This is a genomic window from Yoonia sp., assembly GCF_046498525.1.
Classification (GTDB): domain Bacteria; phylum Pseudomonadota; class Alphaproteobacteria; order Rhodobacterales; family Rhodobacteraceae; genus Yoonia.
In genome coordinates this window covers 1-12,999 of record NZ_JAWOAN010000027.1, presented here as the reverse complement: position 1 = coordinate 12,999, position 12,999 = coordinate 1, and the positions used below count along the sequence as shown (strand labels likewise).

Annotated in this window: 14 protein-coding genes; 5 read left to right on the top strand and 9 right to left on the bottom strand. The window is 58.7% G+C overall.

What is annotated here, in order from left to right:
• Nucleotides 1-600 (top strand): carbamoyl phosphate synthase small subunit (locus R6T97_RS01930; RefSeq protein WP_410347627.1); only part of this gene is annotated, 600 nt, incomplete at its 5' end.
• Nucleotides 601-707: 107 nt separating this feature from the next.
• On the opposite strand, the gene R6T97_RS01925 is transcribed toward R6T97_RS01930, so the two are convergent.
• Complete coding sequence (locus R6T97_RS01925) at nt 708-1,361, bottom strand: GntR family transcriptional regulator (protein WP_410347626.1); 654 nt, start codon at nt 1,359-1,361, stop codon at nt 708-710.
• Between the two features lie 101 nt (nt 1,362-1,462).
• Between R6T97_RS01925 and R6T97_RS01920 the strand changes: the two genes are divergently transcribed.
• A complete protein-coding gene (locus R6T97_RS01920; RefSeq protein ID WP_410347625.1) occupies nt 1,463-2,110 on the top strand; it encodes a pyrimidine 5'-nucleotidase in 648 nt (215 codons plus the stop codon).
• Nucleotides 2,111-2,148: 38 nt separating this feature from the next.
• Complete coding sequence (locus tag R6T97_RS01915) at nt 2,149-3,339, top strand: UbiH/UbiF family hydroxylase (RefSeq protein WP_410347624.1); 1,191 nt, start codon at nt 2,149-2,151, stop codon at nt 3,337-3,339.
• Here R6T97_RS01915 and R6T97_RS01910 read toward each other — a convergent pair.
• From R6T97_RS01910 to R6T97_RS01900, 3 genes are all read right to left on the bottom strand, one after another.
• Nucleotides 3,336-4,463, bottom strand: a complete 1,128-nt coding sequence (locus tag R6T97_RS01910; RefSeq protein WP_410347623.1) for an aminotransferase class V-fold PLP-dependent enzyme — start codon at nt 4,461-4,463, stop codon at nt 3,336-3,338. The genes R6T97_RS01915 and R6T97_RS01910 overlap by 4 nt on opposite strands.
• Before the next feature lie 135 nt (nt 4,464-4,598).
• Nucleotides 4,599-5,051, bottom strand: coding sequence for an Lrp/AsnC family transcriptional regulator (locus R6T97_RS01905; protein WP_410347622.1), 453 nt, complete (start codon nt 5,049-5,051; stop codon nt 4,599-4,601).
• A complete protein-coding gene (locus R6T97_RS01900; protein WP_410347621.1) occupies nt 5,048-5,503 on the bottom strand; it encodes an Lrp/AsnC family transcriptional regulator in 456 nt (151 codons plus the stop codon). The genes R6T97_RS01905 and R6T97_RS01900 overlap by 4 nt, the downstream gene beginning before the upstream one ends.
• A gap of 131 nt (nt 5,504-5,634) precedes the next feature.
• Here R6T97_RS01900 and ilvC point away from each other — a divergent pair, with 131 nt between their 5' ends.
• Complete coding sequence (ilvC, locus tag R6T97_RS01895; protein WP_410347620.1) at nt 5,635-6,657, top strand: ketol-acid reductoisomerase; 1,023 nt, start codon at nt 5,635-5,637, stop codon at nt 6,655-6,657.
• 87 nt (nt 6,658-6,744) lie between these two features.
• Nucleotides 6,745-7,644 carry a DMT family transporter gene (locus R6T97_RS01890; protein WP_410347619.1) on the top strand — a complete coding sequence of 300 codons (900 nt, stop codon included), beginning with the start codon at nt 6,745-6,747 and terminating at the stop codon, nt 7,642-7,644.
• Here R6T97_RS01890 and glmM read toward each other — a convergent pair.
• From glmM to R6T97_RS01865, 5 genes are all read right to left on the bottom strand, one after another.
• On the bottom strand, nt 7,641-8,984 hold the full coding sequence (gene glmM, locus R6T97_RS01885; protein WP_410347618.1) for a phosphoglucosamine mutase: 1,344 nt from the start codon (nt 8,982-8,984) through the stop codon (nt 7,641-7,643). The two genes, R6T97_RS01890 and glmM, sit on opposite strands and share 4 nt — an antisense overlap.
• Nucleotides 8,981-9,994, bottom strand: a complete 1,014-nt coding sequence (gene folP, locus R6T97_RS01880; RefSeq protein WP_410347617.1) for a dihydropteroate synthase — start codon at nt 9,992-9,994, stop codon at nt 8,981-8,983. Before folP ends, glmM begins: the two co-directional genes overlap by 4 nt.
• Nucleotides 9,991-10,911 carry a dihydroneopterin aldolase gene (locus tag R6T97_RS01875; RefSeq protein WP_410347616.1) on the bottom strand — a complete coding sequence of 307 codons (921 nt, stop codon included), beginning with the start codon at nt 10,909-10,911 and terminating at the stop codon, nt 9,991-9,993. The genes folP and R6T97_RS01875 overlap by 4 nt, the downstream gene beginning before the upstream one ends.
• Before the next feature lie 96 nt (nt 10,912-11,007).
• Nucleotides 11,008-11,676, bottom strand: a complete 669-nt coding sequence (locus tag R6T97_RS01870) for a cell wall hydrolase (protein WP_410347615.1) — start codon at nt 11,674-11,676, stop codon at nt 11,008-11,010.
• Nucleotides 11,677-11,865: 189 nt separating this feature from the next.
• The coding region (locus R6T97_RS01865; RefSeq protein WP_410347614.1) for a putative PEP-binding protein at nt 11,866-12,999 on the bottom strand (1,134 nt) is incomplete at its 5' end.

Here is a 12,999-nt window from a genome sequence, read left to right as displayed (position 1 = left end):
GCCTGGCCTGAGGGCTATAAGCCGCAAAACGACCCCAGGCACAAAGTCGTCGCCATTGATTTTGGTGCAAAGCGCAATATCCTGCGCTGCCTTGCCAGTGCGGGTTGCGACGTGACCGTTCTGCCTGCAACCGCGACTGCCGAAGACGTGCTGGCCCTGAACCCCGACGGCGTGTTCCTGTCCAATGGCCCCGGCGATCCCGCGGCGACAGGCGTATATGCTGTTCCCATGATCAAAGGCGTGCTGGACGCTGATCTGCCTGTCTTCGGCATCTGCCTTGGCCACCAGATGCTGGCCCTCGCCGTAGGTGCCAAGACCATCAAGATGAACCACGGACATCACGGGGCAAACCACCCTGTCAAGGATATGGAAACCGGCAAGGTCGAAATCACGTCGATGAACCACGGCTTTACCGTGGACAGCCAGACCCTGCCTGACGGTGTGCAAGAAACACATGTTTCACTTTTTGATGGAAGCAACTGCGGTATTCGCATCGCAAACCGCCCGGTGTTCAGTGTCCAATACCACCCGGAGGCCAGCCCCGGCCCGCAGGACAGCTATTATTTGTTTGAACGATTTGTAGACGCGATGAACACTTAACCATCGGTTAACCATTCTACGTCACAGTGTGCGGACGAAGCCGTCAATTGTAGGTCGACGTGTTCAGGTTTGCTTCGTGCACTTATGCTAAGTGGGCTGCAGTAGGGCTATTCTGCAGCTTCCACAGCTTCTGCATCCAACTTCAGACGGGTCACGAACGCTTGTGAAATATGGTCGCGCAGGGCTTGATAAGCCGCATCTCCATCGCCGGCCTCGATCGCTCTGACAATCGCGGCGTGTTCTTGCAAAGTCTCATCTCCGCGACCCTCTGCCGCGATCGATGTTGTTGCCAATAGCGCCATCGAACGGTGCACCAAATCCAACTGCTGCACAAGAAAGCGGTTATGCGACGCAAGATGGATTTGCTTGTGAAAACGCCGGTTGGCGCGGCTCAGGGCTTTGGGGTCGCCGACCAGTTTTTGATCCGCATCCAGCATGTCACGCAGGACCTTGACCTCTTCGGGTGCGGCATGGCGTGCGGCAAGACGGGCGGCCAGCCCCTCGAGTTCCCCTCGCACGACATAAAGTTCCGAAAGCTGGGAATGATCCAGCGAGGCCACAATCAGCGAGCGCCCGTCACGGGTGAGCAAGGACTGCGTCTCAAGGCGCTGCAATGCCTCGCGGATCGGCGTACGCGACACGCCGAACCTTTCGGCCAGTTCGCTTTCGACCAACCGGTCGCCCGGTTTGTAGATGTGACTGTCGATCGCTTCGAGGATCAGGTCATAGGCGTCTTTGTGTGACGCGCGTGGGTCATGCATAGGCTGGTACCTTTCGTGCTTGCGCAACCATACGCCCCAGCCCGCCCCGCAATCAAGCCAAAGCGGTTGCACGTGCCGGACGCGCCACATACTCTACGGGTATGGTAGCCCAGCATTTTGCCCATGTGGACACATGGGTCTTTGATCTCGACAACACGCTTTATCCGCCCTCGGCGAATCTTTTCGGCCAGATGGACGTGCGGTTCTCGGCATATGTGTCACGATTGACAGGGTTGGACGAGGCGCGCGCATTCAAACTCTGCGCCGACTACTGGGCCGATTACGGCTCTACTCTGACAGGTTTGATGGAACACCATGACGTGGACCCGCACCATTTTCTGGCGGACGTACACGATATCGACATTTCGCATCTGGAAAAGGATGAGGTCCTGTCAGGGGTCATCAACAGGCTATCGGGGCGAAAGATCGTGTTTACCAACGGGTCGCATAACCACGCCACCCGCGTCCTCGCGGCGTGTGGCCTGACCCGCCAGTTCGATGCGGTTTACGGTGTGGAACATGCTGATTTCAAACCAAAACCCAGCCATGATGCCTTTGCGCTTGTTTTCGGCAAGGACGGGATCAGACCAGCAAGTGCCGCGATGTTCGAGGATGAAGCGCGCAATCTGGCTGTTCCCCATGCCTTGGGGATGCGCACGGTGCATGTTCACGCAGACCCTGACGGCGGCGATCACATTCACCACCATACCTATCATCTGGCGGATTTCTTGTCGCAGTTGGCACGCTGACCCTTTCCGCCTGCATGCGACCGGCATATGTCATCTCCATGAAACAGACATCAACTGATATCTTGATTGCAGGCGGCGGCGTCGCAGGGCTTACCGCTGCGGCAGCATTCGGGACTGCGGGGTTTGACGTCACAATCGTCGATCCAACCCCACCGGTCACGACAAGCGACGCCGAAGGCTCCGACCTGCGGACAACCGCTTTCTTGCAACCGGCCCAGCAATTTCTAGAGGCCGCAGGGCTTTGGACACGCCTTGCGCCCTACGCAACACAACTGCAAGTCATGCGGATCGTTGATATCGGGACCGATGCCCATGTCACGCGTGATTTCAATGCCGCCGATATTTCGGACAAGCCCTTTGGCTGGAACCTGCCCAATTGGTTGCTACGCCGCGAGATGGTGACAAGACTGGCGGACCTGCCCAACGTCGATTTTCGCCCCGACATCGGCTTTGCCCGTATGCTGGCGCGTCGCGACGCGGCAATCGTCACCTTGTCAGACAACAGCCAGTTGGCGGCCAAACTTGTGATCGGTGCCGATGGCCGTGGCTCTGCTGTCCGGCAAAGTACGGGCATTGGCGTCAAAACCATGCGCTACGGGCAAAAGGCAGTCACCTTCGCCGTGACCCATGATGCGCCACACGATAACGTCTCGACCGAAATACACCGCTCGGGTGGGCCATTCACGCTGGTGCCCCTGCCCGATCACGATGGCAGACCCTGTTCCGCTGTGGTCTGGATGGAACACGGAGCCGAAGTGAGCAGGTTGGCCGCCCTTGGCGAACATGCCTTCGAGGCGGCAGCAAATGACCGTTCTGCCCTGCTGTACGGTCCATTGAAACTGGCCAGCCGCCGCAGTGTCTGGCCGATCATCAGCCAGTTTGCACATGATCTGACCGCACCGCGCACAGCCCTTGTCGCCGAGGCCGCCCATGTGATGCCGCCGATTGGTGCGCAAGGGTTGAATATGTCCTTGCGCGATCTGTCCTGCCTGCTGGAACTTGCCGTAGCCCAGCCCGACCAGCTTGGCGCGCCCGCCATGCTGGACACCTACACGCGCAAGCGCCACCCTGACATCAAGTTACGGATCACAGGTATTGACGCGCTCAACCGCGCATCAATCGCGGGCAGCCCGACCATGCAGGCCCTGCGCGCCAAGGGGATCGAGGCGCTTTATGGTGTTACGCCTGTCCGCCGGACACTGATGCAGATGGGGCTGGGTGCAGGTTAAAGCACCCTGTCCAGCACCGGAACCAGCCGCGCCAGCGTGGCATCGACATCATAGAGCTTGTCCAGCCCGAAAAGGCCCAACCGAAAGGTCCGAAAGTCGTCCGGTTCGTCACATTGCAACGGCACACCGGCGGCAATCTGCATCCCTTCAGCGGCAAATTTGGACCCGTTCTGGATGGCGGGATCATCCGTGTAGCTGACAACGACACCGGGCGCGCCGAACCCTTCTGCGGCCACCGAACGGATCCCCTTGTCGGCCAGAACCTTGCGCACGGCGTTGCCCAGTTCCCATTGCGCCTTTTTCAGTTTTTCAAACCCGAAATCGCGTGTTTCCAGCATCGTGTCGCGGAACGCGCGCAACCCGTCTGTCGGCATCGTCGCGTGATAGGCGTGACCACCGTTCAGGTAGGCCTGCATGATGCTATGCCATTTCTTGAGATCGACGGTGAAGGAATTAGACGTTGTGTCCTCCAGCCGTGCAACAGCGCGGTCCGACATCATCACCAATCCGGCAGACGGCGTGGATGACCACCCTTTTTGCGGCGCAGAGATCAGCACATCGACACCGGTCTCTTTCATATCAACCCAAGCGCATCCCGAAGCGATACAGTCCAATACCATCAGCGCGCCGACTTCATGGGCAGCGTCAGCCAATGCCGTGATATAGTCATCCGGTAAAATAATACCTGCCGAGGTCTCCACATGCGGTGCAAACACCACATCCGGCTTGGCGTCTTTGATCGCCGCGGTCACTTCCTCGATCGGAGCAGGTGCGAATGGTGCGCGTGTGTCATTGCCTGCCTGCCGCGCCTTCATCACTGTCGTTTGTGCGGTAAAGTTACCTGCATCGAAAATCTGGCTCCAACGATAAGAGAACCAGCCGTTGCGTACGATGAACGCATGGGCATCTGCACCGAACTGGCGGGCCACGGCCTCCATCGCGTAGGTGCCGCCACCGGGAATGATTGCAACGTCATCGGCATTATATACTTCTTTCAGCATCGCCGTTATATCTGTCATCACGCCCTGAAACGCCTTGGACATGTGGTTCAGCGAGCGGTCGGTGAATACCACCGAAAATTCCATCAGGCCGTCTGGGTCTACCGGTGTTTGTGCACCATCCATGTCGTTCATCCTTACTGCAGTTTACATGATTGGCTACTGCCACGGTCGCGTGAAAGCAAAGCCTATCTTAGTATACAATGGCGCCTTTGCAGCCGATTTGGCACCCCATATTTCCAATGGGCCACAAAGCGTTCTTTAGATCGGCCCCGGCCTGCGCTCCTCGGACAAAAGCACATTCGCCTCCAGATCGCCCACCCCCGGCATCGTCATGATCCGGCGACGCAGGACGCGCTCGAAATCCGCCAGATCGCGCGCCACCACACGCAGGCGATAGTCATAAAGCCCCAAGACATGATCGACGGTCTGCACCTCTGGAATGGCCCCGACCGCGCGTTCGAAATCTTCCAGACTGACGCGGCCCTTGGTGGCCAGTTTGATTCCCAGAAACACCGTCACGCCAAATCCGACTTTCGCGGCATCCAGCTCAAGACGGCGTCCGGCGATGACACCCGCGTCGCGCAACCGCCTGATGCGCCGCCACGCAGCAGGCTGGCTCAGGCCCAGCTTCTGACCCAATTGCGTCGTCGATTGATCGGCATTGGCCACGAGGCTGCGCAGCAATTTGCGATCAAGGTCGTCAAGGATCATATCGGCAGGCTTTCATCGGACTTGACCGTTGCCACCGTCATCAACGCTTCGATATCGGCAATATGCGGAAGCGTCAGAACCTGATCGCGATAGATGCGTTGATAATCGGGCAGGTCTTTCGCAATAAGCGACAGGCGTACATCGACGCGGCCCAGAAAGGTCTGTATTTCGATCACTTCCGCCACTGCACGCGCCGCAGGGATAAACTCGTCAAAGGCGCGGGCAACGGCCTTGTCCAGCGTGATGCGCAGGCTGACGGCGACAGTGTACCCCAAGGCGCGCCAGTCTATCACTGCGTGACTGCCCAGCAGCACCCCTTGCTCACGCAACCGCTCAAGGCGGCGGCTCACACGCGCAGGCGTCGTACCGACCGCCTCGGAAAGCTCCGGCACCCCGCGCGCAGGGTCGGCTTGCAAGAGGCGCAGAATACGGCGATCAACATCATCTAGCATAAAATTATCAGTATTTTAGCAATTTAAGAATAACAATCATCTATTTACAAAAAATACTCTTGGTCCCAACCTCACAATTCGCGACAACCCAGTTATACAGCTACCGAGTAACCAATTAAAGGACTGCGAATATGCGCGTATATTATGATCGCGATTGCGATGTGAACCTGATCAAAGACAAAAAAGTGGCCATCCTCGGCTACGGCTCCCAAGGCCACGCCCACGCGCTGAACCTGCGTGATAGCGGTGCGAAAAACCTTGTTGTGGCCCTGCGCGAAGGATCGCCTTCTGCCGCCAAAGCCAAGGGTGAAGGCCTTGAGGTCATGGGCATCGCCGAAGCCGCCGCATGGTGCGACGTGATCATGTTCACGATGCCCGACGAACTGCAGGCAGAGACATACAAGAAATACGTGCATGACAACCTCAAAGAAGGTTCCGTGATTGCTTTCGCACACGGCTTGAACGTGCATTTCGGTCTGATCGAACCCAAGCCCGGCGTTGACGTCATCATGATGGCACCCAAGGGCCCCGGCCACACTGTGCGCGGCGAATACACAAAAGGCGGCGGCGTCCCTTGTCTTGTGGCGGTCCATAACGACGCATCCGGCAAGGCGATGGAAATCGGCCTGTCCTATTGCTCTGCCATCGGTGGCGGACGGTCCGGCATTATCGAAACTAACTTCCGTCAGGAATGCGAAACCGACTTGTTTGGTGAACAGGCCGTGCTTTGCGGCGGTCTGGTCGAATTGATCCGCATGGGCTTTGAAACACTGGTCGAGGCTGGCTACGAGCCTGAAATGGCCTATTTCGAGTGTTTGCATGAAGTGAAGCTGATCGTGGACCTGATCTATGAAGGCGGTATCGCGAACATGAACTACTCGATCTCGAACACAGCCGAATATGGAGAGTATGTCAGCGGCCCCCGCATCCTGCCTTACGACGAGACCAAAAAGCGGATGAAAGACGTGCTGACCGACATCCAGACCGGCAAATTCGTGCGTGATTTCATGCAGGAAAATTCGGTCGGCCAGCCGTATTTCAAGGCGACGCGCCGTATCAACGACGAACACCAGATCGAACAGGTCGGAGAGAAGCTGCGCGCGATGATGCCGTGGATTTCGACTGGCAAAATGGTCGACAAGGCAAAGAACTGATCAATCTGTAAGGTGGATCATGATCCACCTTACATCATAAAAGGCCCGGGATGCGTCCCGGGCCTTTTGCCCTGACAGGACAGTACAATGACCGCCCAACCAACACCTGCAAACTGGCTCTCTATCGCCATCCTCGGGCTGATCTGGGGGGCGACCTTTATGGTCGTGGCGATTGCGCTGGAAGGGTACGGCCCCTTGACCGTAGCCTGTGCGCGCACCACCCTTGGCGCGACGGCGCTGTTGATCCTGATGCGTGTTCTGAACCGGCCCCTTCCGGTCTTCACGCCTGTCATGCGCCGCTATCTGGTCGCGATCGGATTGCTCAACACGGCCTTGCCCTTTGCGCTGCTCAGTTGGGGGCAGCAATATGTGCCTTCGGCTTTTGCGGGTATCTCCATGGCCGCTTTGCCACTGTTCGTACTGCCGCTGGCGCATATCTTTACCGACGAAAAAATGAGCACGCGCAACACACTGGGCGTCATCATGGGGTTCATCGGCGCTGCCGTCCTGATTGGCCCAGGCGTGCTGCGTATCGGCACCGGATGGGAACCTTTGGGTCAGCTTGCCTGCATCGGGGCCGCGATCTCTTATGCGGTGTCCAGCATCATGACCCGCCGCTGTCCACCCATCGACCCGATCACGATGTCTGCCCTACTGCTGACAGTTGGCTCTACCGCATTGATCCCCGCAATGCTGGTGATCGAAGGCATCCCAAGCATAGGCGATGCACGTCCCACGCTTGCAATCATTGTACTGGGATTCTTTCCAACAGCGCTGGCCGCACTTATCAGGGTAGCGACGATCCGCTCGGCGGGTGCCATCTTCATGACACTGGTGAATTATCAGGTGCCGCTCTGGTCGATGATATTCGGGGCATGGATTCTCAGCGAAGTGCTGCCGTTGCGGTTCTTCATCGCACTCGGTCTGATCCTGTTTGGCCTTGCCATCAGTCAATGGAGCAACATGCGGCGCCTTTTTGTGCGCTAGATCGCCGCTTCGACCTCGGCCACGATCCCGTCGACCACCTGCGCCAGCAACGCATCATCTTCGCATTCAACCATCACGCGGATCAGGGGTTCGGTCCCGGATTTACGGATCAGCACACGGCCTTTGCCTATCAGTCTGGTTTCTGCGTCAGCGATGGATTTTTGGACTTGCGCCGCACCCAGCGGATCCTGTCCTGCTGTAAAGCGCACGTTTTTCAGCATCTGCGGAACTGTCTGAAAGCTCTTGGTCAAGGCGCTGGCGGGTTGGCCTGTTTCGATCATTGCAGCCAAGAATTGCAGGCCGGCCAAAAGGCCATCGCCGGTGGTTGCAAAGTCAGTCATGACAATGTGGCCAGACTGTTCACCACCAAGGTTCCAGCCGTTCGCACGCATCGCCTCAACCACATAGCGGTCTCCGACGGCGGTGCGTTCAAGCCGCAAACCGCGTCCGTCCAGATAGCGTTCCAATCCGAGGTTCGACATTACTGTCGCGACCAATGTGCCGCCATTCAAACGCTCTTGATCGGCCCATCGACCCGCCAAGAGCGCCATGAGCTGATCGCCATCGGCCACCTGGCCGTTTTCATCGAGGATCATCACGCGGTCCGCATCGCCGTCGAGGCAAATGCCGACATGCGCGCCCTCGGCCACCACCTTTGCAGCAGCAGCCGCCGTGTTTGTCGAGCCGCAGCCTTTGTTGATGTTAAATCCATCAGGTGACACACCCACAGGGATCACCGTCGCGCCAAGTTCCCACAATACCTCGGGGGCGACGCGGTAGGCGGCACCATTCGCGCAATCGATCACCACCTTCAGACCGTCTAGCCGCATACCTGACGGAAAGGTCGATTTGATCCGCTCTGCATAGCGGAAACGGCCGTCGTCGATCCGCTTGGCGCGTCCGATATTCTGCGCCTGCGCCGGTTCGATGGAATTGCCAATGATGGCTTCGATCTCGGCTTCTGCCTCATCCGAGAGTTTGAACCCGTCAGGGCCGAAGAATTTGATCCCGTTGTCATGATGCGGGTTGTGGCTGGCGGAAATCATGATGCCCAGATCGGCGCGCATTGACGTTGTCAAGAGACCAACAGCCGGCGTCGGCACAGGCCCCAAGAGCAGCACATTCATGCCCGTGCTGGTCAAACCGGCGGTCAGCGCGTTTTCAAACATATAACCCGACAACCGCGTGTCCTTGCCGATCACAACGCGGTGCCCGTTGGACCCGTCATTGCGGAAATAACGGCCTGCAGCGGCCCCGATCTTGAGCGCCATTTCTGCGGTCATAGGAAAGGTGTTCGCCTTGCCGCGCACCCCGTCGGTGCCAAAGAATTTCCGTGTCATGTCATTGCTGCCCCGCCGATTGCCCATTCCAAGTCTAATGCTTGTTTGGTGGCGAAGATATCGTGTACGCGCAGGATTTGCACGCCCCGCCTTGCCGCAAAGAGGGCAATCGCCACAGATCCGCTCACGCGGTCGCTGGCGTCCTTGCCTCCACCGATCGTTCCGATGAACCGCTTGCGCGATGCGCCAAGCAGAATAGGGCAGCCCAACCCATGAAACATCGCAATGCCGCGCAGCAAGGACAGATTGTGTTCAAGCGTCTTGCCAAACCCGATGCCGGGATCGACCACGACCTGATCGCGCGGAACACCTGACGCAACGACCGCGTCAACACGCGAACTGAGAAAATCATAAACATCCAGCAGCACATCTTCATAGCTGGGGTCATTCTGCATCGTCTCGGGGGTCCCTTTTGCGTGCATAAGGCAGACCGGAACCTTGGCCTTTGCAGCAACATCTGCGAGTTTGGGATCAAAGGTAAAGGCGGCCACATCGTTGATAAGGGTCGCACCTGCCTCCAAGGCGGCCGTTGCCACCTGCGCCTTACGCGTATCGATCGAAATGGGCACGTCACTTCGGGCGCGTATTGCCGCAATAATTGGCGCGGTGCGCGCGATTTCCTCTGCGATTGGCACCTCTGCCGCGCCGGGGCGGGTACTTTCACCGCCCACATCAATGATATCGGCCCCTTCGTTTTGCATTGCAAGCGCATGGTCAAGCGCGCGCTCGGGTGCATCGAATTGGCCACCGTCGGAAAAGCTGTCGGGTGTCACGTTAAGGATGCCCATGATGCGTGGATCTGTCATCGCCACGCCCGCAACGGGCGGGCGTGCGCAGGTCAGATTGCCCAGAACATCGTCTGGGACCTCTCCCGCCGGTATCGCGTGCACACCCCCGCCGCGTTCATGGACGGCAACCGTGTCAAACCAGCACAAGCCCCCTGCAAGCGGAAAGCTTTGTGGTGTCGGCACTTCTCCAAATCTGGCAACGGGGCGGTAATACTGGCTCATGTCAGATCTTTGGTGTCTGTCTGGACACTGCGGGCAGGCACGTCAGTGTCCGGCGCTTCTGCGCCGATGACCAGCAGTTCCTTTGCAGACATGTCGCGCGCGAACCACGCGACCAGTGCCACGGCATCGCGCGGGCTGGCCGAAGGCCCGTCCACCGCATCCAGCACGATCTTGGAGGGGGCCCATATGGAAATCTGGCCGTTCTTCATCGCCCAGTCCAGTTCGGTCCGTGTGCCGACAACCATGCACCGGCGGTCACGCGCAGCCAAAGCCCATGCGTTCTGTTCGATCGCCAACAGATCAATCCGGCGCTGTGCCAATGCATTTCCGGCTTGCGGGGCTGCGACGTCCGGAGCACCGACGCAAATAATCAACGGCGCATCCATCGCCGCCAGTTGATCGATCCAACTTTGAAGGTGCGGGCTCTGGATTGCGGCGTTCGACAGATAGACGATCCGCGGATGCGGCGCTTCGACATGTTCCTGCCCCGCCAGATCGACGCCGTCGCTGGAACGCACGATTTCAACCCCGAGCGAAAACGGGCCACGGTCCAGTTTTTCGATGCGGACAAAAACCCGCTCTGCCTGTGGTTCAAGCAAGATACGCTCGGCCACTCGTGCTGCAAGGGTTTCAAGCAGATTGATACGCTCGGCTTCCAGTTCGATGCTGATCGCCTCGGTGACTTTGTCATAGGACAGAATGCGGTCCACATCGTCGTCAATCGGGCCACCGAGCGGCAGGACCTCGACCACCACGTTGAAGCGGACACGTTGCAATGTACCGCGCTCTTGCTGGAATGCACCGATTTCGACCTCGACGATGTAATCACGCAAGGAAATGCGGTCGCAGGGCGTCTGGCTGCTGGCCTCGGCCCGCTCGCTTGGGTGGGCAAAGGCTAGGCGAATATCATCGGTCATCGGGGCATCCATCGCAAAGTGTCACCCTCGTGGGATACAAGCAGGACAGCCAAGCGGCAAGCGTCAGGGACGACGCCTATCCGCGATCATGCGACGTCAGTTGGATGCGGTACGCACCGGTTGACGGTAGAAATAGTGAACACCGATCTCGGCGGTGCGCGGAAAGCGCTGCGCCCAGGAAGGATTAACCGCCTTGGTATGATAGTGCGTTGCACCACCTGTCAGGGCCCGTGGCGCGCCATCGATCAGTATACGCGCGACTTTGCCGACACGCTCCCATGAGCGGGGCTCTGCGATCGTTTCAGGCTTGCCATCGCAGGTATATGTGAACTGGCACGCATACCGCCGGCCCGTGCCCTGATTGATCACCTTGCAAAGCGTATCGGGATAGACGTCGCTATCGACACGGTTCAGGATGACCTCGCCAACGGCGAACATCCCGCGCACGGTTTCGCCGCGTGCCTCGAAGTAAAGTGCTTCAGCAAGGCACTGCCAGTTTTCACCGCCGTCAGGGGCTGGCTGTGCCGCCAGGAACTCGCGGTCATAGACAATGCCGCTGCGCGTCGTGAGGCCGCGCTCTTGCGCCGGTGGCAAGCTGGTCAAAATATTCATGCGGCTTGCGGGGACAACGGACAACGCTTCACGCTCTTGCCCGAGAATTGCGCCCAGACGGGTCGCCAAAAGTTCATTGGCTGCGGCAGATGTTGCCGCAACACAGATGGATGCCGCAGAAACCGCGGCGAAAATCGCCTTCATAACAGTCATTTTTCCCACCCAGGAAATGACGCGGGTCAGCTCCGCGCTAGCGCCGGTCTCTCTAGGGGAAAGTCGTCAAAAGGTCTACCCCCCGCCCTGCACTGTTCCCAAAGGGGCAACATCGCCGTGACCGCGCCCCGGACTATTTCCCAAAATGCAGATTTTTGCGGCATAAATGCCACAATATCTGGTATTGCCTTACGGCGACACCCGCTCGGCCAATGCAAGCTGGGCGGCGGTAAGTCGCGCAACGGGCACACGGAAAGGCGAACACGAGATATAATCAAACTGCTGCGCGCGGCAGAACGCGATGGCAGTGCGATCACCGCCATGCTCGCCGCAAAGCGAAAGAACAACGTCCGGTCGACCGGCACGGCCACGCGCAGCGCCAATTGAAATCAGCTCTCCCACGCCCTCTATGTCGAGGGTATGGAACGGGTCTTCGGCGTAGACCCCCTGCTGCACGTAAGCCGACATGAAGCGGCCCGCGTCATCGCGGGATAAACCGTAGGTCATCTGTGTCAGGTCATTGGTGCCGAAGGACAGGAACTGCGCGTGCTCTGCGATATCCTGTGCGCGCAAGGCGGCGCGGGGCGTTTCGACCATCACGCCCAAGCGGTAATCAAAGGCATATTTGCTCTTTGCCCGGACCCCGTTGGCGACACCCTCGATGCGCCCCTTGAGCAGCTCGACTTCGCGCATGGCACTCACCAGCGGGATCATGATCTCGACATTGATCACGATGCCCTTCTTGCCGACAGCGACCATCGCCTCAAAAATCGCGCGGGCCTGCATGTCGTAAATCTCGGGGATCGCAATGCCGAGCCGCACGCCGCGCATCCCGAGCATCGGGTTGTATTCCGCCAAGGCATCCACGCGCTCGATGACTTCGGGCAATGGCAGGGCGACCTGTTCGGCCAGATCACGCATCCCGGCCTTGTCGGATGGCAGGAATTCATGCAGCGGCGGGTCAAAAAGGCGGACGCAGACCGTCTTGCCGGCCATGATCTCGAACAAGGCCTGAAAGTCTGCACGTTGCATCGGCAAAAGCCGGTCCAGCACCGCCCTGCGATCTTCGCTGTCTTCGGCAAAGATCATCTCGCGCATGACACCAAGCCGATCCCCGTCAAAGAACATATGCTCGGTGCGGCAAAGACCGATCCCTTCGGCGGCAAAGTTCTGGGCCGTTTGTGCGTCAGCGGGTGTATCGGCGTTGGCGCGCACGCCGATATCGCGGAATTCATCAGCCCATTCCAGCAACGTCTGGAAAGCCCCGTCAAGCGACGCTTCCAGCATGGGCGGCTGACCTGCCAGAACCTGACCGGTGCTGCC